We start from the raw sequence: 23,560 nt of genomic DNA, 5'->3' as shown, positions 1-23,560 counted from the left end.
CACAACCTTATGCACAAAAAGGCACCCTATTGTGGATAACTTTGTGCACAACACTGAATTTGGCAAATAGTTGTTGTTATTTTCTTCTACCGATGTACAGCAAATGCGTAGAGGATCCTAGCAAATGGACGTTATCTGCATAATCGTAAACTAGCTCCATACATTTCGTGTATTCACTCTCGCCTAGCGATTGCCAATACTCGAATTGCTCCTGAGTCAAAGCTCCGGCAACACTTGAGGAGCCGATTAATTTTACCGTTTCAAATCCGTGCCCTTCCATAAAAGGATTAATATCATCTATTAAGTGATAGTAGACGCCCGTGAATCTGCCTTCATCCGAATGATTGAATATGCCGGTTTCCATAAAGGTTAAAATCTCTCCCATATTGTCGGTAGGCTTCCAGCTCTGCGGATGTGCAAGCGCTGTGAGCAAATGTCTGATTCTCGTCATAAAAGACACAAACACATAACCGCCGCTCCGCGTTACGCGATGTAGCTCCTTGACAGCTTGATCACGCTCCTCCTGCTGCTGTAAATGATACAACGGCCCCATCATTAGAGAGGCATCGAACTCGGTATTTGGAAGCATGGTTAAACGTCTGGCATCGGCAATATGAAAACCTTTAAAACGGTCAGCAAGCCCAAGCTCCTCTGCCTTATCGCATGCCTGCTGCACCAGCCTTGGCGTCAAATCCGCTAAGGTAACGTTGTAGCCGCTTCTTGCAAGCTCCATTGCGTATTTGCCAGGTCCCGCGCCGTTATCCAGCACATGTCCGCTCTCTGGCAGAAATCGTCTAATAAAATGCCAATTTACGAAAAACTCAAGGGGCGCTCTCTCGAGACGCCCCCATTCATCAAATTGGTTGTAGTATTGAATGATTTTATTCATCATAAACCACTCCCTTAATGGCTTGAGTTAAAAATCATTGAGCCGCTTTAGCTTTAATGTCAGCTGCACTAGCTTCAACATGCCTGCTTCCCGTCGTCATAACAGCCTGATTGCAAGCTGCGATGTAGGCTTGCGCTGCGGCAAGAACAATGTCCTTGTGGATAGAAGTGCCGCGGAAACGCTGCTGCATGTGCAAAATGCTGACAACCGCTTCTCCATGGGCATCCTCGCCTGTTGATAAAGAGTGAAGCTCCAGATCCTCGAATTCGGCTGCTACCGGTATCGCTTGCTGAATCGCATGGATAACCGCCTCTAAAGGACCGGCTCCCATCGCTATATAAGACTGCTCCGTGCCAAATTCATTCTCACGGATCGTCACCGTTGCCGTCCGCGACCGCTGCGTACCGGCATGAACATGCAGATCAACCATCACGTAGGGATCTGGCTGCGTCTGTGTAAGCTCGCCCGCAATACGGATCAGCTCGTCATCCGTAACGATCTTTTGCGCGTCTGCCGTTTCCTTGAATTTGTCGTACACATCCTGCAGCTGAGCATCCGTCATGTCGATGCCGTATTCAGAAAGGCGGTGCTTAATCGCATGGCGGCCGGAATGCTTGCCCAGTATAATCATGTTCCGCGGGATACCCATCGCTTCCGGATCCATGATCTCATACGTATTGCGGTTTTTTAGCAGGCCATCCTGATGAATGCCCGATTCATGCTGGAAGGCATTGCGTCCGACGATCGGCTTATTGTATGCGATCGGAAAGTGCATAGCCCGGCTAACCATGCGCGACGTTTCAAAAATCTCTCCGATTTGAATGTTGGTTTCCGCTTGAATCGCGTCCTTGCGCGTTTCGATCGCCATAACCAGCTCTTCCAAGGAGCAGTTCCCTGCTCGCTCGCCGATTCCGTTTACCGTTACTTCAATTTGTGTAGCGCCACCATGGATCGCCGCAATGCTATTGGCTACCGCAAGGCCAAGGTCATTATGGCAATGAGCGCTGTATCTTACCGTCTCTCCGCCTCTCGCTTGCTGCCGCACAGCGCGGAACAGCTCGCTCATTTCCTCTGGCATGGCGTATCCAAGCGTATCCGGCAGGTTGATGATCGTTGCTCCTTCGGCAATAACCGCCTCTACAAGCTGAATGACGAAATCTCTGCCTGACCTTGTGGAGTCCATTGCTGAAAATTCAATCTCATCAACAAATTGTTTCCCGTATGCAACCATATCGCGGGCGATTTTGACGACCTCATCCCTTGATTTGCGCAGTTGATGATTAAGATGAATGTCCGACGAGGAAATAAATAAGTGAAGTCGTCTCCGCGCCGCATCCTGCGTCGCTTTCACTGCAGCGTCAATATCCACCTTTACCGCTCTGGCGAACCCAGCGATCTCCACATGCTGCAGCTCGCGTGAGATTTGCTGTACCGCTGCAAACTCGCCTGGGCTGGATACCGGGAAGCCGGGCTCAATGACATCGATGCCAAGTTTCCCAAGCTGGCGGGCAATAATGATTTTACGTTCCGGATCAAGGGAAGCACCGGGCGATTGCTCGCCATCACGCAAAGTTGTATCAAAAATTTGAATTTTTTTCATTTCGTTTGTCATGGTTATAGTCCTCCTAAAGGTTGGTTGGATTGTTTTTGGGTACAAAAAAAAGCTCGACGTCTCCTTGTAAGAGACGACGAGCTTTACGCTGCCGTGGTACCACTCTAATTGGCCAGTCCTTGCTGCAGAAGCTTGGGCAGGACGGTCGCAAAAATGGGACGCCTGCTGCTTACTGCGGGGATCTGAGCCCGCTTAAATGCCTGATGACGGCGGCTAGCCGTAATGGTGTAGACATTTTGTCCGATGACAACCTGATTCCACCATTCCGCTCCCAGGCGAGATTCAAACCTCAGCTTCGACTGCGTCGCACCACCCCGCAGCTCTCTGCGCGATTTCGATTGAATCACCGCTGTACGATGAATGAACCTCGAAATTCGCTTTGCCAGCCTATTGTTCTACTGCTCCTGTTCATAGCGTTTCCACTCTATGTTGTTTGTTCCTTATCGCATTCATGCTGCATACTTCACTTCCTAGACAACAAGAAAAGCCTGTCGTCTCTTGAATCAAGAGACGACAGGCTATGAAAGACCCGCGCGGTACCACCCTTGTTGACACCCATACGTTCGCAAACGAGCAGGGACGCCCAACTTAAGCATATGGCCAACTCCGGATGTTGACTCACATGCACCCGATTACGGTGGTTAACCGTAACAATGTACCTGCATGGCTGTTGGCATTTTAACTAATGCCGCCACCGTTTCCACTGTTCCGCTCCCAGGTGAGCTTCAAGCATCCTTCGACTGCGTTGCACCATCCCGCAGCTCTCTGCATCTCAGCGATGGATGAATGAAGCTCATTCATTGCCACCCTGCCGACATTCCCGGACAAGCTTTACTGTTCCTGTTCCTTGCGTTTGTAACGTATGAGGTTGAAGTTTGAAGTATTGTTGCTTATTATATGCTCTTCAAAATAGTCTGTCAATTCCATATCCAAATATTTTTTGAAGATTACTTTTCCCAGCATAATGAAGCCATCCTATAATTTTGTAGCGAGTGCACTCGGAATGAAAAAAGAATCATCTGTGCACTGACCAGCTCTCCAGCGAGAAGCCGGGATCCGCCTTCATATCAAGGCCGGTAAATTCTGAATGCTTTAGCTTAAGATAAGCAGCCGCACCGATCATGGCAGCATTATCCGTACAGAGCGAATTCGGCGGAATGAGCAGCGGCACCCGTTCTGACTCGCAGCGAGCCGTTAGCGCCGATCTGAGGCCCTTATTAGCGGCTACGCCCCCGCATAGCAGCAGCTGCTTCGCGCCAAATTGGCGAACAGCGCGGAGCGCTTTTGTAACGAGCACCTCCGTAACTGACTCTTGGAAGCCGCGTGCCAAAGCAGGTTCATTAAGGACCAGCCCTTTCATTCGCGTCTGGTTAATAACGGCAAGCACCGCCGATTTCAAGCCGCTGAAGCTGAAATCGAAGCTGTCCGCCTCAAGCCAAGCTCTAGGCAACGTAATCGATTCCTCCGCTTCCACAGCAAGCTTATCAATATGCGGCCCGCCTGGGTACGGCAAGTGAAGCGCACGCGCAACTTTGTCATATGCCTCACCGACTGCATCATCTCTTGTGCGGCCGACGACACGAAAATCGCCCTCGCTCTGAAGCAGCACCAGTTCGGTATGACCGCCAGATACGACTAGCGCCATGCTAGGATAAACAATGTCATGCACGAGCTCGTTAGCATAAATATGCCCTGCGATATGATGCGTGCCAATCAGCGGAATATCAAGTGCCATGGACAAGCTTTTGGCAGCTACAACACCTACGAGCAAGGCTCCCACGAGTCCCGGTCCCTGCGTCACCGCAATGGCTGACATGTCCTTTAACGTGAGACCCGATTCCTTAACAGCCTGCTCTATAATCAGTGTGATCGACTCTACATGCTTGCGTGAAGCAATCTCCGGCACTACGCCTCCGAAGCGTTCGTGAATCTCGATTTGACTGGATACCACATTAGATAAAATTTGTTTGCCGCCGCGAATAACGGCTGCCGATGTCTCATCGCAGCTTGTTTCGATCGCCAAAATAATATCATTCGCCCGCTCGGCGTTTGCTGCACTCTCTGACTGACTCACGTTCATTGCTCCCCTGTCTTCAGCTGCTCATGGTCAAGCTCTGCCCACATAATAAGCGCGTCTTCATTGTTATCCGAGTAATAACGCGGGCGAATGCCGGATGGCTCAAAGCCGTATTTTCGATAAAGCCGCTGCGCGATTTCATTGGAAGGACGAACCTCGAGCGTCATTTTGACTGCGCCAAAAAAGACTGCCGTCCGCTGCAGCTCCATCAGCAAGCAGCTGCCCAGCCCTTGCCCGCGATAATCCGATCTTACCGCAATATTCGTTACATGCGCCTCGTCCATAATGACCCACATGCCGCCGTAGCCGATAATTTGTTCATCAAATTCCATAATCATATATCTGGCAAATAGGTTGTTCATCAGCTCATTCGTGAACGCCTCTGTTGTCCAAGGACTCGAAAACGCCTCCTGCTCAATCGCCACTATTGCTGGAATGTCAGCCATCGTCATCGCGCGATAAATGAGCTTGTTCACGTCGATATTCATACCTTCGCTTCACCTTCCTGCTTCGCCTTCCATACGACTTCAGCTTCGGTTAGCTGCGTGTAGTTAGGAATAAAAGTATGCGGGTTCTCCGTCAGGCCTGCCTCCAGCCTCATACGTCCAAGCAATGCGATCCATCTTCCTTCTTGGACAAAAGGCTGCAGCCGGACGGTTACCCCTGCCGAAGCGCCGATTTCCTGCAGCCGCTCTGCTTCCTGCCCGTGAAGCGACAAATCCCCCACCAAGGAGATGATTCGAACAGCTCCCGCCGGCTGCGCGGCCAATCGCTGCTCCATTTGGTCAACAAAGCTTTTCATAAGCCGTACGCCATCATCCATCCAGCGGCTCCAATGCTTATTCGTCATCGAAAAGCACGATGAATAAACTTGGCCGCGCCTAGCGTCCATTATAGGGAGCACCCAGTGTTCTCCCTCAATGGCTTCCGCTTCAGCATCCCAAGAATGATGCCACGCTCCGTAAGCAAGCGCCTCAAGGCTGGATACGCCTACAAGCGGCTTATTCCATACCCAAGCAAGCGTCTTTGCCACCGATACTGCAATGCGCATCCCCGTGTAAGAGCCCGGCCCATTGCCAACAGCAATCGCTTCGATGTCCGTATCCGAAATGCCGCTATTTTGCAGCATATCCTTGATATGCGTCACCACATGAACCGAATGATTTCTTTCCGCTAACGTTTGAATTTCAGCAAGGACGTCATTTCCGCTAACGATAGCCGCAGCCATCGATGCCGTCGACGTGTCTATTGCCAAAATCGCTCCCGCTTGATTCTTCTGATCCAATCTCATCTGCCCGCTCCTATCTCGTTCACAGCTTCGCACCAGCCAGCGTACAGTTGCCCGTAGCCTGTCAATTGAATGCGCCGCGCTTCATCGCCAAGATGCTCGATATACAGCTCCAGACGCTCGGCTGGCAGCAGCTCTTTAATCAAGCTTGCCCATTCCACAATGGTTACGCCATCGCCATAAAAATAATCATCCAAACCAAGCTCGTCCGCTTCCTCCAGCGAAAGCCTGTACACATCCATATGGTAAAAGGGAAGCTTATCCCCTTCGTATTCTTTAATAATCGTAAATGTCGGGCTGTTCACAATGCCCTTTACGCCTATCGCTTCGGCAAAGGCTTGCGAAAACCTCGTTTTGCCAGCGCCAAGATCCCCGTCCAGCGCAAGCAGTGCGCCTGCATTTGCCATAGCAGCAAGCTGCCGAGCCAAAGCTATCGTATCCTGTTCTGATTGTGCCACCCAAGTGGCCTCGCCTACCTGTTGTTGCATGCTTTTCACCCGTTCATCACAAAAAATGATTGTATCCGCGCTTCTTAAGATTTACCCGCTTCTCGTTATGAGACTGCAATCCGCTTTCCTTGCCCACCTGATTGAATCGGATAAGCTCTACTCCCGGCTGGCCTGCCTCGGCTTCCCCGATAACAAAAAATGGGATGCCCTCCTGCTGAAAGACGAGCTGCATCGTTTCGGCATCACTAGATGCCATCGTACCAAGCAATACATAATCCTCTCCGCCATAAAGCATCCATTCAAGCGGATCAACGCCTGCGCTTGAAGCGTAAGCAGCCATGCTGCCGCTCCTAGGCAGCAGCTTCTCACGCAGCACAAGACGCACACTCGAAGCTTCCGCGATCTCCCATGCTTCGCTCGCTAGACCGTCGCTCACATCATTGAGCGAATGACAGCTTCCCCGCGCAAGCAGCAGCCTGCCTGCCCGCACCGATGGACTTGGCCGCTGATGCGCCTTCACCAAAGCGCCAATCGCCTGGTCCGCCCCAGTCGCGGAAGCATCAGCCGCACCTCGCGCCTCCTCGGCAAGCAGCGCGTGCAAGCCCGCCGCCGACATGCCGACCGCGCCGGTCACAAACACCGCATCGCCCGGCATAGCGCCCGAGCGGCGCAGCTCGCGCCCCGCTTCAACGGTTCCCGTCACCGTTACCGCCACAACCAAATGCTCCGGCGACGACGTCGTATCGCCCCCTACAACAGCAACCCCGTAGCGCTCGGCGCACTCGTACAGCCCGTCATACAGCCTCCGCATCCGCTCCGGCGTATAGGCGGGCGGCACGCTGACCGAGACGAGCGCATGCAAGGGCACGCCTCCCATCGCGGCAATGTCGCTGATGTTCGCGGCAAGCGCCTTATAGCCGACATCCTCGTCCCGCATCGTCGACTGATTGAAGTGGACGGTCTCCACCATCGTGTCGACCGCCAGCAGCAGCCGCTTCGGCGCGGCTACGCCATCCGCAGCCGCGGCTGGATCAACAACGGCGGCATCGTCGCCGATACCGACGACAACGCCGCGCTGCCGCTGCCATTCGCCCTCTTGCCTGCCTGACGTCCAGTGATGAATGCTCTCAAACTCGTCCAATGCGATGATCTCCTTCGTCCCAATTCGATAGCCTGCCGATCGATGACAAGCCGAAGCGGCTCCGCTGTCCTTCTTCAAGGACTACTATCATCATTAGTGAATATCCCGTTTCTTAAACCGTCCGCCCTTCACATCGTGAATATTGCCGACTGCGAGAAAAGCGACAGGGTCCAGCTCATGCACGATCGACTTCATTTTTGCTTCCTCAAGCCGCGTTATGACGCAGAAGATGACGCGCTTGTTTCCGCCCGTAAAGCCGCCCTCACCGTGCAAATAAGTAACGCCGCGACCGAGCCGGCTCATAATTGCTGCGCCGATCTCCTTCGCTTCGTCGCTTATGATCCACACCGCCTTCGATTCATCAAAGCCCTCGATCGTGATATCAATCATCCTGAACGCAATGTAATACGCGATAAGCGAGTACATCGCCCGATCCCAGCCGAACACAAAACCCGCGCTGCCGAGTATGAACAGGTTAAAGAACATAACCGTCTCGCCTACCGAAAAAGGCAGCCGTTTGTTAAACAAAATGGCGACGATTTCCGTACCGTCAAGCGAGCCCCCGAATCGAATAACCATGCCGACTCCGACACCCAATATGACACCGCCAAAAATAGCAGCCAGAAACGGCTCTACCGTAAGAGGAGGCACCGGATGAAGCAAAAACGTTCCCAGAGACATAACCGATACGCCATACAGCGTCGAGATTGCGAAGGTTTTGCCAATTTGCTTGTAGCCTAAAAACAAAAAAGGAAGATTTAATAAAAATAGAAACAAGCCAAGCGGCACTTTCGTTAAATGCGAGGCCATAATCGATATGCCGACAATACCGCCATCAATAATGTGATTTGGCACTAGAAAAATTTCCAGACCAACCGAGACCAGCGCCGCACCGAGTGTAATAAACAGCACTCTTCGCAGCACTTCCAGCTTGGATAGCTTGTGGTGCTGTAATGTTCCCATAATAGAATGCACATCCCTTACTAGCGCTATTTCTCATTATTTTACCTTAAACACTAACAGAGATAAAGCAAGTCTAGCAGGAATACAAAAAGAAACCTTCCATTCTAGCAGCAAAATAGCTGCGAGTGGAAGGTTTCTCTGGGCGCTCATTTAACCGATAACCGCGAAAGCTTCTACGCCTGCCGGTATCAATCTCGTATGATACACTCTACCTAGGCTATCGTAGACTTGCAGCGTATAATTGACAGTCGTCAATGTCGGTACCTGACTGAAATACGCAGCTCCGAAACGATCGAACGCTGCTGTCTGTATTAACGAGCTGCCTCTATACAATGCCGCATAGAAGCCTGTCGTATTAAATGGAACACCATTCTGATCTACCCACAGTATCGTTAAAAGATTAAATGTCGGACCGCTCTGCAGCTTCCGGACCTTCGTACTCTTTAGCAGCTTCTTGTTTTTTTTCTTCGGACCTAATATTGGCGGTTTGACCCGATTTGCCATCTCGTCACTCCTTCCCGCATTTATACTAAAATATGCGAGTGGATGAAGCACGGTATGGTCAAGCTCCTACGCCTAATGCCTATTTAGATCGGATGAATTAAATTAAAGCTCTTTTACAATCGTGATGTGAAGCTGGTCCTTCAGCTCGATCTCATATGGCGAAGCGGGCTGCGTCCCATTTGCCTCCATAATAATGCGTACGCGTGGACGGTGGACTGCCAGCTCATTGTTTTCGGAGACGACGCCTACCTGGCCGGTACTGAGCAAGAGCGAGGTGGAGATCGGATAGATCGATATATGTCGACAAAATAGCTTGATAAGGTCCAGATCAAAAAACGTGCCGCCGGCCGCGAACAAAAATTCGATTGCCTCGCTCGCCGTATAACGCTTTCGGTGCGGCCTTGGCGAGGTCAACGCATCAAACGTGTCGGCTAGCCCAACGATTTGTGCGTACATATGTATTTCATTTTCCTTGAGTCCGCGCGGGTAGCCCGATCCATTGAAGCGCTCGTGATGCTGCAGGGCGCAATGCGCAGAAACGATTGAAATATCATGATACTTTCGTAATATATCAAAGCCTTCCTTGGCATGGCTCTGAACGATTGTACGATCATCCGCCGATAAATTGCCTGTGTTGGCTAGAAGCTTCTGAGGCACCTTGGTCATGCCGATATCGAAAAGAAGCGCGCCAATGCCGAGCTCTTCCAGCTGATTGCGATTAAAGCCCTTCGCTATGCCCATGATACCTGCGAGCACTGCCACGTTAAAGGAATGCTGAAACAAATAAGCATCCTTAGCGTGTATGCTCGTTAAATTGACAAGCATATTAGGTCGCGAGGCTAAATCCTGCATAATTTGTCCGAATACCGCCCGGAAATTCCGGCCCATATCAGGCGCAATCGTTCGTCCCTTTATTACGGACTGGTCTTTAAAGGAGTTCATCGTCTTGTAAATGGTATCGACCGCTTGCTTGCGCGTTTCATCGCGGATCGTATCCTCGGGAACTAAGTCCTCCGTCATTCCGTCCTCTATGAATAAAAAATCGATGCCCAAGTTTTGCAATCGCTCAATATAACGATCATTTAGCTCAACCCCTTCTCCTAGAAGAACGTTTCCATTTTCTTGAAAAATGGGTTTTGCCACCTTGTCTCCCGGCTTGACCATTCCAATTTGCACTTTTCTCATTAGATTAGTTCCCGCCTTCGATAGTAATAGCGCTTTTAACCGGATAGCTTTTATTTTATCAGAACAATCTCAGGCTGACTATGGAAGCTGCATTAAAAAAAAGCCTGAACGCGGACGTTCAGGCCTCTATGCTAATTTGCGTTTGACGATTCGATTTCGGCCACTATATTTGGCTTCATACAACGCCGCATCTGCCTGTGCTAGAAGCTCCCGCATGAACGCTTTCGGATCTGTAAGATCGGAAGGCTCAACATGTTCAATCGAGATGACGCCCATGCTGACGGTAACGGAGATCGGCTGCTCGCCAATGCCTGTATTTACCTTGTTGTGCTCAACCGTCTCCATAAGAAGCTCGGCAATATGGTCAGCTTGCTCCCGGTTCGTATGCGGCAAATACACCGTAAACTCTTCACCGCCGTACCTTGCCAATATATCGGTGAACCGCAATGCTCCACGAACCGCATCAACCGTACTGCATAGCACCTCATCGCCAATCAAATGACCATGCTTATCGTTGATTGATTTGAAATGATCCAAATCAAATAAAAAGATAGAGAAAGGAATGCCGTAACGAATATTGGTTACGATCTCCTGCTCCAGCTGATGCAGCAAATATCGTCGGTTAAAGCAGCCTGTCAAACCATCCGTAATCGCCATATGCTCCAGCTTCTTGTTAGCTTGAAACAGCTCATCCTGCATAATAAGCAAATCTCGATTGCGGTCCTGAAGCTGCTCATTTTGAATATTCGTCTCTTCAACGAGCAATCTTAGCTCCGTCACATCTTGGAAGGTCAGCACTTTTCCGACGGGCGTTTTCTTATTGTTTAAAATAGGAGCGGATTGTACGATCACATGGCGATACTTGTCGAACTGAATGGCAATTTCTACTTCATGCCTGACAAGCGGGCGCGCGCGCTGCGCATCCATAAACGCCGTAAACTCTCTCAAAGGCGCCCCTTTGAACTGGGAACCAAGGAGCGCAGGATTAAATTTATCCCCTATTCGAAGACGGATAATCGATTTCATCACTTTATTCACTTCAATAATCGTATCGTTCTCATCCAGCACGATAATACCCATCGACATCGTATTCATAACGTCCCGTTGAACGGATTGAATAATATCGAGCACTTTGTTGCGTCTTATGGCATGAACCAAATAAACCGCCGCAAACGCCATACCTACTGATATGAGGGGAATATATCGGATAAATTGTTCGATTATGATGATATTGAGAGCTAAATCTGCTAAGGAGAACAAGACCAGCACGAACATGCCATTAAATGCCGTCTTGATTTGGGTGCGCTGCCGCTCGGCTTTCTCCACCCTCAGTTTGTAGAACATAATAATAAACGATATGACCATATATAAAACCAGCTGCGTGATCATGATCCAGTACAGCGGTCCATGCTGAAGCTGCTTCATGGGAGCAAGCTGATCATTAATTTGAAGAAACATCCCGTTTGGATTCACAATTACAGCCGCAACAGAAATAAGCGCAGGCGCCGCTAAAAGGAATAACCGGCTCTTTCGTATCACATACGACTGGCCGGTAAGAAAAACGATAAAAACGAACCAGCCGATTCCGAGCATCGAAAGCGCTGTATATGAAATGGAAAGATAAAAAAGTTTGAAGTGCGCAGCAGAAGTCGTCTGCGAAACAAACTGAGTAAGCGTCCAAATCATAAATACGGTATGTAGAAACAAATAAATACGGTGCAAAACGGTAACAGTACTTGAGGCCAACACGTAGAAAAATAAGCCGAACAGCACTAGAAACATACTAAAGTCTAGCCAGATCATCCATCCCAATACGGTTCACCCATCCATTTGACAGCCATCTTCTTCCATTGTAGCAAATGTTAATTGCATCGACAATTATTTAATTTCCAGCTTCATTCTCGGAAGAACGATTCGGCAATCGCTCGGCAAGCATGTGCTCCAGTGACGGAGAAATGCTCAAAAATTGGCGAAATTGCTCATATTGCTCCCATTTTTTCATCGATAATCCTTGCTGCCCTTGCTGCTCCGATCGCACAGCTCGAATAAGCAAGTTTTTTGGCGTATGCTCCGGGTCTACGAATTCAAGCATCTGCACCTTGTAGCCGAGCACCTCAAGAAGCGTTCCCCGGGCGGCATCGGTGGCAAGCGCCGAGAAGCGCTCCTTCAGCAAGCCCTGCGAGAGAAGCGGCGAAAGCACATCGTTGCTGACCTGCTTGAACAGCTCATGCTGGCAGCATGGCACCGACATAATAACCGAGGCGCCCCAATTCACCGCTTTAGCTAGCGCGGCATCCGTCGCCGTATCGCATGCATGAAGCGTTACAACCATATCGGCAGCCTTCAGCTCCTCATACTCCGCAATGTCGCCGACGAGGAATTGGAGCTTGTCGTAGCCCAGCTTCTCCGCCAGATTCGAGCAAAACGCTATGACATCTGCTTTCAAATCAAGGCCGATAATGTTGATTTTCCGCTGCTGCTCTACGGCGAGCAAATGGTAAAGCGCAAACGTCAAATAAGATTTTCCGCAGCCAAAATCAACAATCGTAAGCTCCCGATCCGTCGGCAAATAATCAAGCACATCGGTGACCATCTCTAGAAAACGATTGATCTGCCGGTATTTATCCTGCTTTTTCGCATGGACGAGACCCTCCGGCGTCATGATGCCAAGCTCAACAAGAAACGGCGCCGCTTTGCCTTCGGCTAATACGCGCTGCTTTTGCCGGTTATGCTCCAGATTTGCCGGACGCGATCCCCCGGTAGGAGGCTTCCTCAGGATAGCTGCCTTGCCCTTCTTGCTGAAGAGCAGCTGTACATCAGCCTCAGGTGTCTTCACCAGCGCTTGCCGGTAATTTTCCTGAAGAAGATCGATGACTTTCTCGGCTGCCTGAGGCTCCGCAACATTGTCATGGGTAACTTTATTTGCAAAATGATATTCAAACTGATAAAACAATCCGTTCTTCAGCTTCATTGGGCGAATGATTGTTTTGGGCGCCAATCCGGCATCCTTACGTCTTGGCTGACTAAGTGTTGCTTGCAGCAGCTCTCCGCTTCCGATCCAATTCGTGATATCTAGCTGCCATTGTTCCGTCATGCTGTACCTCTCACTCCTACAAAAAAGTTTATGTAGCCAAGCTTGCTTTCGCCAGCTTATGCTTTAAATCTGGTCTATGCCTTCAAAGGGATTGAAGCGCCTGCTCGATTTCCTCGCGCGGCAAGCCGCCCGCTGCAAGCCGCTCATCCTGCTGCAGCAGCATCCGTCTATAAATGTCCTCTGCCGCTGCTTTGCTTAGGGCGTTATCGCCAAGCAGCTCGTGCATCACATTTTCCACTAAATCGTAGCGGCCTTCGGCTTCATGCCATTCCATTAACAGCCGCTTGGTGGGCAAAGGAAGCTCATAAGGCAGGAGCCGCTCAAGCAGCTCCATGATTTGGCCTCGAGGCTCCACAATCGTTGGCTCGGCATCTACAAGCGATAATCGCAAAAACAAATGCAGTGCTTTCACATAGGCGAAGAAGCTCTCGTCCTCACGGCCCAGGTCGCTGCTCAGCTCAGCCTCCTGCTTCATCAATATCGCGATTGCCTGCATATGATCGGTTTCCAGTACGCCGTTGGTCGTCATCATTCTCATTAAATCCTCGTCAGATAAGGAACGAATAAGTTTGCTGCTTAGCCGGAACCGCTTATCAAGCAGCTCGTCAATGAAGAGCAGCGCTTCCTCATGCTTGCGCTCGCGCCTCAAATTCATAATTTGGCCAACTGCTTCCGTCATCTGCTCAATCATTCTCATGAAATAATCCCGCTGAAACATTTGACTCTCCTCCCCGCGTGCCGCCTTACTGCTTTGATTTCACGAAGCTAAGTATAGCTGCGATCAATTCCTTCGGCTGCTCTACCATCCCCATATGGCCGGCACCGTCAAGCACTACCTTTACCGTTGATCCGTTAACGGCTGCAAATGTGCTCTCGGTTGGAATCACTTTATCGTTTGCTCCGCTTACTAGCAGCACCGGAAGCTGGGATTGCTCGATAATATGCGTGCGGTTGGCACGGATCTTCATGCCTCTTGCCGTTCCGATTGCTCCTTGCAGCGCCGTACCGTAGCCGATTTGTTTCCCACGCTCAACCTCATCAGTCAAAGCCTCCACATTCGCCGGCGCAAACAGCTTAGGAATGAGCCCGTCTACGAACGGCTGAACGCCGCTTTGCTCCAGCGCCGCGACCGCTTTATCGCGATTCCCCTTGGCCGCTTCACTGTCTTCGAGCGCTGTTGAATGAATGAGCCCAAAGCCCGACAGCTTCTTCGCATACTTCTCGGCAAACGCAAGCGTGACATAACCGCCCAAGGAGTGTCCTAGCAGTACCGCATTATGAATTTGCAGGCTGATGAGCATTTGGGCAATATCCTCCGCATACATCTCCATCGTATAGATGTCATCGCTAGTTGCAGAGCTTCCGCCATGTCCGCGGGCGTCAGGAGCGATAATGCGCACATGCTGCTCAAGCTCTTCTACGATTGGCTCCCAATAAGCAGAGCTGCCGCAATAGCCGTGAAGCAAAACAACCACCTCGGTAATGCCATCCGCTGCGCCTCCGTCATCGGGATGAGAATCATAATAAGCAAGCTCTAATCCGTTATTCAAAAATAGCTTCCGCTGCGCAATCGAAATCTTCTCGACATTTTCTTCTTTCATTGCTGCACGCTCCTCTATCGATTTGTGATTTTAAAAACATCATTTCGGGCTGACTGAGAACGCTCAGTCTTGCACCAAGCGGAATCAATGGCTCCCGCAATTTCTTTAGCCATTTGTATCACCTGATAAAGAGAAGTGGTTTGCAGCATCCAATAAGCCTTTGGACCATTTGCATTCACTACGCCTGCAATACTGTAATGCCCGATTGCCGGCAGCCTTCTACCAATCGCCTTTCCCGGCTGAATCGGGCCTTCGGCCGCGATAAACCGCCCAACCGATGTTGGCTTGCCAAGGCAGGCGTCGATCGCAATAACGATTGCATCCTTATGTATCGCTTGAGCAGCCTGCTCAACGGCATGCGCATCGCAGGGCTTCTCTAAAGTGCCGAATACGTTCGGCCAGCCGCCCTCTTGCAACATGGTACCCACTAACGGACCAAAGGAATCGCCGGTAGAACGATCGCTCCCAATGCAAATAAATACAATGCTGCCGCGATTGCTATGCCTCTTTGCAATCGCATCAAAAAATAGTTCGATATCACTCTTCGCTGCTTGTTCCGTCGCCCTGCACCTGCCCTGTGATCGATTGCATATCATTTCTACTTTAATTGTATCCAATTTCAAGATCCTGTTCAATTTGTGGTCATTCGCATTTGAATCATGGTACAATTGCTGCAATGCAAAATTTACGAATAAGCCTTTGCTTTCAAGGCCGCTTTCGGCTCGCAAAAAATTTAGGAGGCACTCCATGAACAATTTAGAGTTGCAAACACAAGAAAATGTGGCGTATATGATTGAAGTTATCAAAACAAAGCTAAAAATGGCTTCTGCCGCTGCCATGCAGGCTTCCAACTTCGACCTCAATAAATACGAGGATATAAAAGACCTGTACGAGGTCGTAGCATCGAAGGATAAATTCAGCATCAGCGAAGTCGAAGCGCTCGTCTCAGAGCTAGGCAAGCTGCGTAATCAATAATTTTTTTACTTTTAAGAAAATTATTCCAGTATCAGACATTTCTTTTCATTATTCTACAAAATAAGAACCGAGCCTGGCACCTTAGCCTAGCTCGGTTCTTATTTGGTTAGCGAATGCGCTTATTCCTGCTCTTCCGCTTCTGCTTCAGCAGCTTCTATAGAGAGCTTAATCGTAACATCCTTATGCTCCCCTTTGAGGAAATGCGCGATTCTCTCCAGTTTATCCGCAAGCTCCGGCCCGCTTAGCGTCGTATTCAAATGGTAATCGAAGCTGTCGGTCAGCCTGCGCTCCGAATAAGCATTTTGGCCGCCCCACGCTCGATCGCCGCCCGCATTCGCTCTAGCGAGCAGCTGCTCTTGGACAGGATAAAACTTATCGGATTTATTCACAACTCTTTCGTAAATACGCAGCTTCTTCAGCAGCATGTAATATTGAGCGGAATGCTTAAAATTCCACGCTTCCCGAATGTCTTTTAGCGTGTAATCCATCTTCCAGCGCTTCAGTTTTTCGACTTGCTCATCGGTGCTCAACTGCAAAAAATCGTCCAGCGGCAGCATTTTTTCGGACATCTTGACCCCTCCGCGAAATAGTTTATAGAGTAATGATATAATAATTCAAAAAGATTTTTTTATTATATAAAAAATACCATAAATTTTGGCTGTTTACAAATTAATATAATTTCACATTGCAAATTATCATTCATTTATAAAAAGCGGCTTAAAAGCGGAAAACCCCCATTCAATCCGCTTTGCGTTCAGCGTTGATGGAGGCTCTGCTTTGTCCTATTATTTTATGCTCGTTGAAGCCCAATAGATGTCAGGAAGCGTTCAAAGGCTTCGGCGCCGGCTGCCGTGCGCTTATACACGCCTGCATCCTTCAGCACCTCAAGAAACTTGCCTCCGGTTTCGGATTCCACGATCGTTTTAGCCTGTTCAGCCGTGTTAGACGTGCCGAAGCGCTCGGTAAGCGATAAGATCCAAGCCCCATGTTTATGGAGAGGATGCGTGGCATCTTGAAGCTCCTCAGCATCTGCCGACGATACGCCGGTCAAATAAGCTGCAATTTGCTCCAGCTCCTCCTTCAACCGGCCCGGCAATACCGCAAGGCCCATCACTTCGATCAAGCCGATGTTTTCCTTCTTCACATGATGCAAATGCTGATGCGGATGGAATATACCGTCCGGATGCTCCTCGCTCGTGCGGTTGTTGCGCAGCACCAAATCCACCTCGTACTCGCCGTTATCCCGCAAACGAGCAATCGGCGTGATCGTGTTATGCGGCACAAGGGTTCCGTCTGATTGCTCGGTAAAAGCAAGCACCTCCGCAGAAGCGTCGCTGTAGTCGCGCCATTCATCCAGAATACGGCAAGCGGCGCTAAGAACGTCAGCCTTTGATGTACCGTTAACCCGAACGACGGACATTGGCCAATTGACGATGCCAAAGCGAACGCCTGGAAGCTTCGCATCAACAAATTGTGCATCTGTAGAGGCAGCCTCCATCGGGAACACATGGCGACCGCCTTGGAAATGGTCATGGCTTAGAATCGAGCCGCCAACGATCGGCAAATCGGCGTTAGAGCCGATGAAATAATGCGGAAATTGCTCAACGAAGTCCAGCAGACGCGCGAAGGATGAATGGGAAATAACCATTGGCTCGTGGGCGCCTTTGAAAATAATGCTGTGCTCGTTGTAGTATACGTAAGGCGAATATTGGAAAAACCATTGCTCATTTTGCAGCGTCAGCGGCAGTACGCGCAGGTTTTGCCGCGCAGGATGATCGGGACGGCCTGCATAACCCACATTTTCGATACATAGCAAGCACTTTGGATACTTAGCCTGAGGCATCGTTTTGAGCAGCGCGATTTCCTTCGGGTCCTTCTCGGGCTTCGATAGGTTGATCGTAATCTCGAGGCTGCCGAATTCCGTCTCATGCAGCCAGTACAGGTTTTTGCGGATGCGGTCCATTCGGATGTAATTGGAATCGATGCTTAGATTGTAGAAGGCATTCGTTGCCGCCTGCAGCCCTTCCTCCTTCATCTGGCGCGAGAACGCAGCGCTGGCTTCGGAAGGACGCGGCAATAGCAAGCCCATAATGCGAGCATCAAGCAGATCGCGGTAAGTCGTCGTATTATCTGGGATCAAGCCGATGGCAAAGCCGTAATCGAGCAATGGCTCAAGCAGCACAACAGCGCTCTCCAGGCTCTCCTCCGCTACCTCGCCCTCATAGGGCTCCGTAAAGCCGAACAAGCTCAGCAGTTCGTTCCTTGCTGCATGGGTATCCAGCTGGCCGTTCAGCAGCTTGCGCTGCGATGCGAACTGCAGAAGCCGTTCTATAAGAATCAACGCATCGTTTGCTGATGTCACTTGTTGTTCATTTGCCACGTGATGCAGCTCCTTTCCGTTAAACGGCGAATTTAGCCGTTGTAGCCATTTGGGTTGGCCTCATGCCAGCCCCAAGCGCTCTTAATAATATCCTCCAGCTTATCGCGCTTCGGATTCCAGCCTAGCTCCTTGCGGGCGCGATCCGATGATGCGACAAGGATGGCAGGGTCACCGACACGGCGTGCTTCGAACACGGCCGGAATTTCTTTGCCGGTAACGGCACGCGCGATATCGATGACTTGCTTCACCGAGAAGCCCGTTCCGTTCCCTAAATTGTATACAGCGCTCTCCGCGCCGCTGCGAAGACGATCCACCGCAAGCACATGCGCGTCTGCGAGGTCGCTGACGTGGATATAGTCACGGATGCAAGTGCCGTCCGGCGTCTCATAATCTTCTCCGAATACGGAGATATGCGGACGCTGGCCAAGCGCTGCTTGCAGCACGATAGGAATCAGATGCGTCTCGGGGCTGTGATCCTCGCCGATCTTGCCGCTCTCATGCGCGCCTGCCGCGTTGAAATAACGGAGCGATACGAACTTGATATTATGCGCGACATCAAACCATTTCATCATTTTTTCCATCGCCAGCTTCGTTTCGCCATAGGCATTGGTCGGAAGCGTGCGGTCATACTCGTCGATTGGCACATTTTCCGGCTCGCCGTAGGTTGCGGCTGTTGATGAGAAGACGATTTTGCGAACATCGTATTCATTCATTTTCTCGAGCAGGCAAAGCGTTCCGAATACGTTGTTGTGATAATATTTGCCTGGGTCCTTCATGCTCTCGCCGACGAGTGAATTTGCCGCAAAGTGAATGACCGCGTCAATTTCATTTTCTTGGAAGACGGTATCCATGAAGTCTGCGTCACGAAGATCTCCCACATACAGTTTGCCTCCAAGCAAAGCCTCGCGATGTCCCTGCTGCAAATTGTCGACGATCACAATCTCTTCGCCGCGCTCCTGCAATGCCGCTACCGCATGCGAGCCGATATAGCCTGCTCCCCCGGTTACTAATACTGCCATGTTTCATTTCCCCTCTCCATATGGTTATTGCTTTTTGTTTGTTTTTTATACGAGACGCTCTACGCCATTGCCGATCGTGCATACATAGAAGTCAGCCGTTAAGCCAGTCGCTTCGTTATATTTGCGTCCAACCTCTTCCTGGAACGCTTCAACGCTATCCTCATGTACAAGAGAAACCGTGCAGCCCCCAAAGCCTGCTCCTGTCATGCGCGAGCCAAGCACGCCCGGCACTTGACGAGCCGCCGCAACCATTGCATCAAGCTCGGCGCCCGTTACTTCGTAAAGATCGCGCAGCGAATCATGCGATCCATTCATCAGCTGTCCGAATTGTACGAGGTCATTCTCTTTCAGCGCTTTGATCGATTGCAGTACCCGGTCGATTTCTTCCACGACATGCTGAGCGCGTTTTCTAACGGTCTCATCCTTGATCAGGTGCTTCGCGGAATTGAATTGCTCCAAATTGATTTGACCAAGAAGCGTGATCTCTGGGAATGCTTCTTGCAAATCCACTACTGCTTGCTCGCACTGCGCTCGGCGCTCGTTATAAGCGGAGTCAACAAGGCCGCGGCGCTTATTCGTATTGCCGATCACTAGCTTGTAGCTGCCCGAGTCGAATGGCACAAGCTCGTACTCAAGCGTATCGCACATGAGCAAAATCGCGTGATCCTTTTTGCCGTTTGCAACCGCGAATTGATCCATGATCCCGCATTGCACGCCGTTGAACTCATTTTCCGATTTTTGCGAGAGCAAAGCGATTTTTACCGTATCTATCGGCAGCCCTTCAAGCGCTTGAAGCGCATAAGCCGTTACGACTTCAATGGAAGCAGATGAGGATAGTCCGGCGCCGTTCGGGATTTCACCGTGGTAAAGCAGGTCATATCCGCTGCTGAATTGCACGCCGCTTTGCTGAAGCTCATAGACGATACCCTTCGGATAGTTCATCCAGTCGTCGGCCTCGTCATATACGATGGTATCCAGAGAAAAGCGCTTCGAAGCCGGGAAGTTGGTCGTTGAAAGTCCCAGCTGATGATCAGTGCGCTTGCGGATAAGCAGCGTTGTACCAAATGTTAATGCGGCCGGAAAAACGTAACCGCCGTTATAGTCGGTGTGCTCGCCGATCAGGTTTACACGGCCTGGAGCATGGAATACAGCGATGTCGCTCGCGTCTCCGCCGTATTGCTGTATAAATTGCTGTGTTAGCGCGTCAATGTTTGCCATTTGCTATCACGTTCCTTTTTTGTCAATTTGGAATGGTTTGTTTTCAACTTCAGTATAAGGCAGCCATCTGCAAAACGAAATGGCGCTAAGTGCTTATTATATGGATTAATGTGACTTAACTTATGAACTTGAGACATGCTATGATAGTGCAAATGCTACATTTGACCTCATTTCCATTCGAATATAAAGCAGGTGTAAAGTAAAATGCAGCAGGATATGTATACGGTAGCCTCCAATCCGATAATCAGCAGTGACGAGCGCGCGCCCCTAAACGTATTGTTTGCCGGCGAGAGCCAGACGAAGCCTCTCCACCGGCTTGGCCCGAAGGTTTACGATTTCTATTTGATGCATATCGTGCTGAGCGGCAAAGGCCATTTTATTTGCGATGGCATAAGGCATGAGCTGCGCGCGGGCCACACGTTTCTGATCGAGCCGGAGCAGCTGATCAGCTATGAGTCCGATAGCGATGAACCATGGCGGTATCGCTGGGTCGCCTTTAATGGCATGCAGTCAGCGGAGCTCGTCTCTTCAGCGGGCTTTGCAGCGGAGCAGCAGGTCGTCTTCGGCTCGGATAAGCGGCGAGCGGCCGTCCTATTCCGGCAGATTTATGAAACGTTTAGGCGCGGCGGCGCGGCGGCGGATATGCGGGCAGCCGGTTACTTGCATCTGCTGCTGGCCGAATACAAGAGCTTACTGCATGCCCAGAGCGGCAGCTCGTTTCGTACCGCGCAGGCAGAGGGCGACCATTTGCTCCAGCAGGTCGTACACTACTTATCGACGCAGTATGCCCACCCCGTCTCTATCGAGCAAATGGCAGAATCGCTTGGCTATAATAGAGCGTACTTGTCACGCTTGTTTAAGCAGCGAACCGGCGTATCGCCTGTCACGTTTCTGCTTAAGCTCCGTATCGACAAAGCGCGCCGCATGCTTCGCGAGCGTCCAGAGCTGACGATAGAGCAAATTTCCGCATCCGTCGGACTGCAGGACGCTCTTTATTTCTCCAAGCAATTTCGGCGTCTGCATGGACAGTCTCCCACCTCCTATCGCGAGGCCATGAGAGGTTTAGGGGAATAACAAAGCTCAGTTAGTATCGACAAACCATCGCTTCATATTCTTAAATTCGGGTAATACTATCGTAGGGAGTGATGACCTATGAAAGAGCTGCATACCGGCAACCTATATTGGCCGGGTACACTGGATCATACCAGGGAATTTGAACCTCTGCGGCAAAACAAAAAAACTCAAGTTGCCATTATCGGAGGGGGCATGTCCGGAACGATCTGCGGCTCTGTCTTCAATGGCAGCGGACTTTCGGCTATCATGCTTGAACGCGGTCAGGTAGCAGGCGGAAGCACCTCTGCGAATACCGGTATGATTCAGTTTTCCAACGATATTATGCTATGCGATTTAATCGAGCAAATCGGGAAGCAGGATGCGCAAGCCTTCTACCGGGCATGCAAGGACGCCGTCAATATGCTCGAGAAGACGGCCGAATCACTCTCGGTCGATGTCGGTTTCAGAAGAAGAAGCAGTCTTTATTATGCTTCGACCGAACAGGATTTGCCCAAGCTTAAAAAGGAATACGAAGCGCTTAAGGCTTGCGGCCTAGATGTTGAATTTTGGTCGCCGGATGACATCATGAATCATTTCTCGTTCCGAAAATCGGGCGCAATCGTTTCGCACGGCGATGCTGAGGTAAATCCTTTTCAATTCGTTAACTGTGTTGCGAATGCCGCTGCTGATGCAGGACTTGAGATCCATGAGCAAACCGATATCGTCGCGCATGATACGCTCCCAAGCGGCCTTCATCGTCTGCGTACCGCGGATGGCTATGAGATCGAAGCAGAGCATGTCGTATATGCCATCGGTTATGAACCGGAGGAGCTTCGCGGCAAGCTTATCAAGTCAGAATTAAACCGCTCCTTCGCGCTTGTCACCAGCGTTCAGCCAACCCTTCAAAGCTGGCATGACCGGTTTCTGATATGGGAAACAGCTCGTCCTTATTTATATATGCGCACGACACTTGACGGACGCGTCGTTATCGGAGGCTTGGATGAGGACTCGGAAAAGCCGCTGCGGAGTGAACAAGAAAGAGCCAAACGGTCAAATAAGCTGCACGAGCGTTTAATGGCTTTGTTTCCCAAGCTGCAAGCTCCTATTGAATTCGAATGGAGTGCCACCTTTGGGGAGTCGCGAGACAATTTGCCTTTTATAGGTGTCGACCCGGCATGGAAGAACGTCTATTACAGCTTAGGTTATGGGGGAAACGGTTCTGTGTACGGCATGATCGCAGCCCAACTGCTCCGTGACCTTATTCGCGGAGATGCCCATCCTTTAACGGATATCGTTAAGCTGGATCGCAAATCGCTTTCTAGTGTATAAAAATAAGAAGCCTCTTCCGGTCGCACGGAATTCGCGGCGCGAAACATGAGGCTTCTTCCTATTATATAGATGTGCGTCCGGGGTATGGGACACTAGGCTCCATCTGCTATGGACGAAGCATTGCATGTACGAAAGACGGCCTCTGCTGCGCCTAATCTCGATAAATCGGGTCCGCCGTCCTTATCGAACAACGTTTTGCTTTCATCGGTTTCTACGATTACGACTAATGATCCGCTTTGCAACGCCTGACTACATACCTTTGCTTCATCGTCGTCTAGTCCCAGCGCTTGCAGCGTATCGCTATGTTCATCATCACCAAGCAGCATAGCTGCTGCAAATGGATAACCTCCTGCGATATAAGGCGCTGATCCATAGCCTGCTACTCCATAAACGGCATTGACGCCAACTCCGCCAAATCCGGACGCTGCAGCCATGCCCAGAACGCCAAGCCCTTGGCGATCCGGCATATCCTCAAGCTCGCCGAGCTCGTCGACATGGACGTCGCTCTCTGCTTCTATGCGACGGGAATGATAGGAATCCTTCGCCAGCACCTTGAGCTCGCCTTTGACGAAACCAGCTTGCTCTAGCTGCTCTATTGCCGTTATTGCTTGCTGCTCTGTATCGAATATTCCTATTTTTCTTGCCATGAATGTTCCCTCCTGAGAGCCTTTGCGTATGCAAAAGCGAATTGCCATGTGGCCGCTTGGCAAGCATAAGCAGTCTTATGAGACAAGCTAATCTTGGTATGCCCTGTTTTTGACGGAATAAGTCGTATTTTGTTGG

General features: G+C 50.4%; 26 protein-coding genes. 3 read left to right on the top strand and 23 right to left on the bottom strand.

The genetic code is table 11. From position 1 onward, the window contains the following. Nucleotides 1-76 precede the first annotated feature (76 nt). The 18 genes from HI950_RS27115 to yyaC all read right to left on the bottom strand — a co-directional run bounded on the left by HI950_RS27115 (nucleotide 77) and on the right by yyaC (nucleotide 15,420). Nucleotides 77-889 carry a class I SAM-dependent methyltransferase gene (locus HI950_RS27115; RefSeq protein WP_169087438.1) on the bottom strand — a complete coding sequence of 271 codons (813 nt, stop codon included), beginning with the start codon at nucleotides 887-889 and terminating at the stop codon, nucleotides 77-79. A gap of 34 nt (nucleotides 890-923) precedes the next feature. Then, entirely contained in the window at nucleotides 924-2,501 is a 1,578-nt protein-coding gene (locus HI950_RS27110) for a 2-isopropylmalate synthase (protein WP_223285526.1), read from the bottom strand. 104 nt (nucleotides 2,502-2,605) lie between these two features. Further along, nucleotides 2,606-2,848, bottom strand: a complete 243-nt coding sequence (locus tag HI950_RS27105) for a hypothetical protein (protein ID WP_169087253.1) — start codon at nucleotides 2,846-2,848, stop codon at nucleotides 2,606-2,608. Nucleotides 2,849-3,179: 331 nt separating this feature from the next. Then, on the bottom strand, nucleotides 3,180-3,302 hold the full coding sequence (locus HI950_RS36485; protein WP_262985726.1) for a hypothetical protein: 123 nt from the start codon (nucleotides 3,300-3,302) through the stop codon (nucleotides 3,180-3,182). 30 nt (nucleotides 3,303-3,332) lie between these two features. Continuing rightward, nucleotides 3,333-3,464, bottom strand: a complete 132-nt coding sequence (locus HI950_RS36480; protein ID WP_262985725.1) for a hypothetical protein — start codon at nucleotides 3,462-3,464, stop codon at nucleotides 3,333-3,335. 52 nt (nucleotides 3,465-3,516) lie between these two features. Further along, nucleotides 3,517-4,575, bottom strand: a complete 1,059-nt coding sequence (gene tsaD / locus HI950_RS27100) for a tRNA (adenosine(37)-N6)-threonylcarbamoyltransferase complex transferase subunit TsaD (protein ID WP_317618456.1) — start codon at nucleotides 4,573-4,575, stop codon at nucleotides 3,517-3,519. A 2-nt stretch (nucleotides 4,576-4,577) separates the two neighbouring features. Continuing rightward, on the bottom strand, nucleotides 4,578-5,066 hold the full coding sequence (rimI, locus tag HI950_RS27095) for a ribosomal protein S18-alanine N-acetyltransferase (protein ID WP_169087249.1): 489 nt from the start codon (nucleotides 5,064-5,066) through the stop codon (nucleotides 4,578-4,580). Next, nucleotides 5,063-5,869, bottom strand: a complete 807-nt coding sequence (gene tsaB, locus HI950_RS27090) for a tRNA (adenosine(37)-N6)-threonylcarbamoyltransferase complex dimerization subunit type 1 TsaB (protein WP_169087248.1) — start codon at nucleotides 5,867-5,869, stop codon at nucleotides 5,063-5,065. Before tsaB ends, rimI begins: the two co-directional genes overlap by 4 nt. Next, nucleotides 5,866-6,354: a tRNA (adenosine(37)-N6)-threonylcarbamoyltransferase complex ATPase subunit type 1 TsaE gene (gene tsaE / locus HI950_RS27085; RefSeq protein ID WP_169087246.1), complete on the bottom strand. Its 489-nt coding sequence runs from the start codon at nucleotides 6,352-6,354 to the stop codon at nucleotides 5,866-5,868. Before tsaE ends, tsaB begins: the two co-directional genes overlap by 4 nt. Nucleotides 6,355-6,370: 16 nt before the next feature. Then, nucleotides 6,371-7,462, bottom strand: a complete 1,092-nt coding sequence (gene thiL / locus HI950_RS27080; protein WP_169087434.1) for a thiamine-phosphate kinase — start codon at nucleotides 7,460-7,462, stop codon at nucleotides 6,371-6,373. A gap of 87 nt (nucleotides 7,463-7,549) precedes the next feature. Beyond that, complete coding sequence (locus tag HI950_RS27075; RefSeq protein WP_169087244.1) at nucleotides 7,550-8,419, bottom strand: YitT family protein; 870 nt, start codon at nucleotides 8,417-8,419, stop codon at nucleotides 7,550-7,552. 150 nt (nucleotides 8,420-8,569) lie between these two features. Continuing rightward, nucleotides 8,570-8,923, bottom strand: a complete 354-nt coding sequence (locus HI950_RS27070; RefSeq protein ID WP_169087242.1) for a hypothetical protein — start codon at nucleotides 8,921-8,923, stop codon at nucleotides 8,570-8,572. 102 nt (nucleotides 8,924-9,025) lie between these two features. Further along, complete coding sequence (locus tag HI950_RS27065) at nucleotides 9,026-10,108, bottom strand: HD-GYP domain-containing protein (protein WP_169087240.1); 1,083 nt, start codon at nucleotides 10,106-10,108, stop codon at nucleotides 9,026-9,028. Nucleotides 10,109-10,234: 126 nt separating this feature from the next. Beyond that, complete coding sequence (locus tag HI950_RS27060; RefSeq protein ID WP_223285533.1) at nucleotides 10,235-11,911, bottom strand: histidine kinase N-terminal 7TM domain-containing diguanylate cyclase; 1,677 nt, start codon at nucleotides 11,909-11,911, stop codon at nucleotides 10,235-10,237. 79 nt (nucleotides 11,912-11,990) lie between these two features. Further along, a complete protein-coding gene (locus HI950_RS27055) occupies nucleotides 11,991-13,202 on the bottom strand; it encodes a class I SAM-dependent methyltransferase (protein WP_169087235.1) in 1,212 nt (403 codons plus the stop codon). Nucleotides 13,203-13,284: 82 nt separating this feature from the next. Next, nucleotides 13,285-13,920 (bottom strand): DUF6483 family protein, encoded by a 636-nt coding sequence (locus HI950_RS27050; protein WP_169087233.1) that lies wholly within the window; start codon nucleotides 13,918-13,920, stop codon nucleotides 13,285-13,287. 25 nt (nucleotides 13,921-13,945) lie between these two features. Further along, complete coding sequence (locus tag HI950_RS27045) at nucleotides 13,946-14,803, bottom strand: alpha/beta fold hydrolase (RefSeq protein WP_169087231.1); 858 nt, start codon at nucleotides 14,801-14,803, stop codon at nucleotides 13,946-13,948. Nucleotides 14,804-14,817: 14 nt separating this feature from the next. Further along, nucleotides 14,818-15,420: a spore protease YyaC gene (yyaC, locus tag HI950_RS27040; RefSeq protein WP_223285525.1), complete on the bottom strand. Its 603-nt coding sequence runs from the start codon at nucleotides 15,418-15,420 to the stop codon at nucleotides 14,818-14,820. Between the two features lie 130 nt (nucleotides 15,421-15,550). Here yyaC and HI950_RS27035 point away from each other — a divergent pair, with 130 nt between their 5' ends. Next, nucleotides 15,551-15,778 carry a DUF1128 domain-containing protein gene (locus HI950_RS27035; protein WP_169087229.1) on the top strand — a complete coding sequence of 76 codons (228 nt, stop codon included), beginning with the start codon at nucleotides 15,551-15,553 and terminating at the stop codon, nucleotides 15,776-15,778. Between the two features lie 119 nt (nucleotides 15,779-15,897). Here HI950_RS27035 and HI950_RS27030 read toward each other — a convergent pair whose 3' ends face one another. The 4 genes from HI950_RS27030 to HI950_RS27015 all read right to left on the bottom strand — a co-directional run bounded on the left by HI950_RS27030 (nucleotide 15,898) and on the right by HI950_RS27015 (nucleotide 20,395). Then, on the bottom strand, nucleotides 15,898-16,347 hold the full coding sequence (locus tag HI950_RS27030) for a hypothetical protein (protein WP_169087227.1): 450 nt from the start codon (nucleotides 16,345-16,347) through the stop codon (nucleotides 15,898-15,900). A gap of 221 nt (nucleotides 16,348-16,568) precedes the next feature. After that, the gene (locus HI950_RS27025; protein WP_187768175.1) at nucleotides 16,569-18,158 is read right to left on the bottom strand and encodes a UDP-glucose--hexose-1-phosphate uridylyltransferase; all 1,590 of its coding nucleotides are present in this window, start codon (nucleotides 18,156-18,158) and stop codon (nucleotides 16,569-16,571) included. Between the two features lie 32 nt (nucleotides 18,159-18,190). Continuing rightward, nucleotides 18,191-19,177, bottom strand: coding sequence for a UDP-glucose 4-epimerase GalE (gene galE / locus HI950_RS27020; protein WP_169087225.1), 987 nt, complete (start codon nucleotides 19,175-19,177; stop codon nucleotides 18,191-18,193). Between the two features lie 45 nt (nucleotides 19,178-19,222). Continuing rightward, entirely contained in the window at nucleotides 19,223-20,395 is a 1,173-nt protein-coding gene (locus HI950_RS27015) for a galactokinase (RefSeq protein WP_169087223.1), read from the bottom strand. A gap of 204 nt (nucleotides 20,396-20,599) precedes the next feature. Between HI950_RS27015 and HI950_RS27010 the strand changes: the two genes are divergently transcribed. Both HI950_RS27010 and HI950_RS27005 read left to right on the top strand, forming a co-directional pair. Then, complete coding sequence (locus HI950_RS27010) at nucleotides 20,600-21,469, top strand: AraC family transcriptional regulator (RefSeq protein ID WP_169087221.1); 870 nt, start codon at nucleotides 20,600-20,602, stop codon at nucleotides 21,467-21,469. Nucleotides 21,470-21,547: 78 nt separating this feature from the next. Next, nucleotides 21,548-22,777 (top strand): NAD(P)/FAD-dependent oxidoreductase, encoded by a 1,230-nt coding sequence (locus HI950_RS27005; protein WP_169087219.1) that lies wholly within the window; start codon nucleotides 21,548-21,550, stop codon nucleotides 22,775-22,777. A gap of 92 nt (nucleotides 22,778-22,869) precedes the next feature. Here the strand turns inward: HI950_RS27005 and HI950_RS27000 are convergent, their stop codons facing one another. Next, nucleotides 22,870-23,424 (bottom strand): general stress protein, encoded by a 555-nt coding sequence (locus tag HI950_RS27000; RefSeq protein ID WP_169087217.1) that lies wholly within the window; start codon nucleotides 23,422-23,424, stop codon nucleotides 22,870-22,872. Between the last annotated feature and the right edge of the window lie 136 nt (nucleotides 23,425-23,560).

The organism is Paenibacillus sp. PL91, from assembly GCF_012935325.2.
Classification (GTDB): Bacteria; Bacillota; Bacilli; order Paenibacillales; family Paenibacillaceae; genus Pristimantibacillus.
The sequence above is the reverse complement of the archived record's forward strand: the minus strand, read 5'-3'. Positions and strand labels throughout refer to the sequence as shown.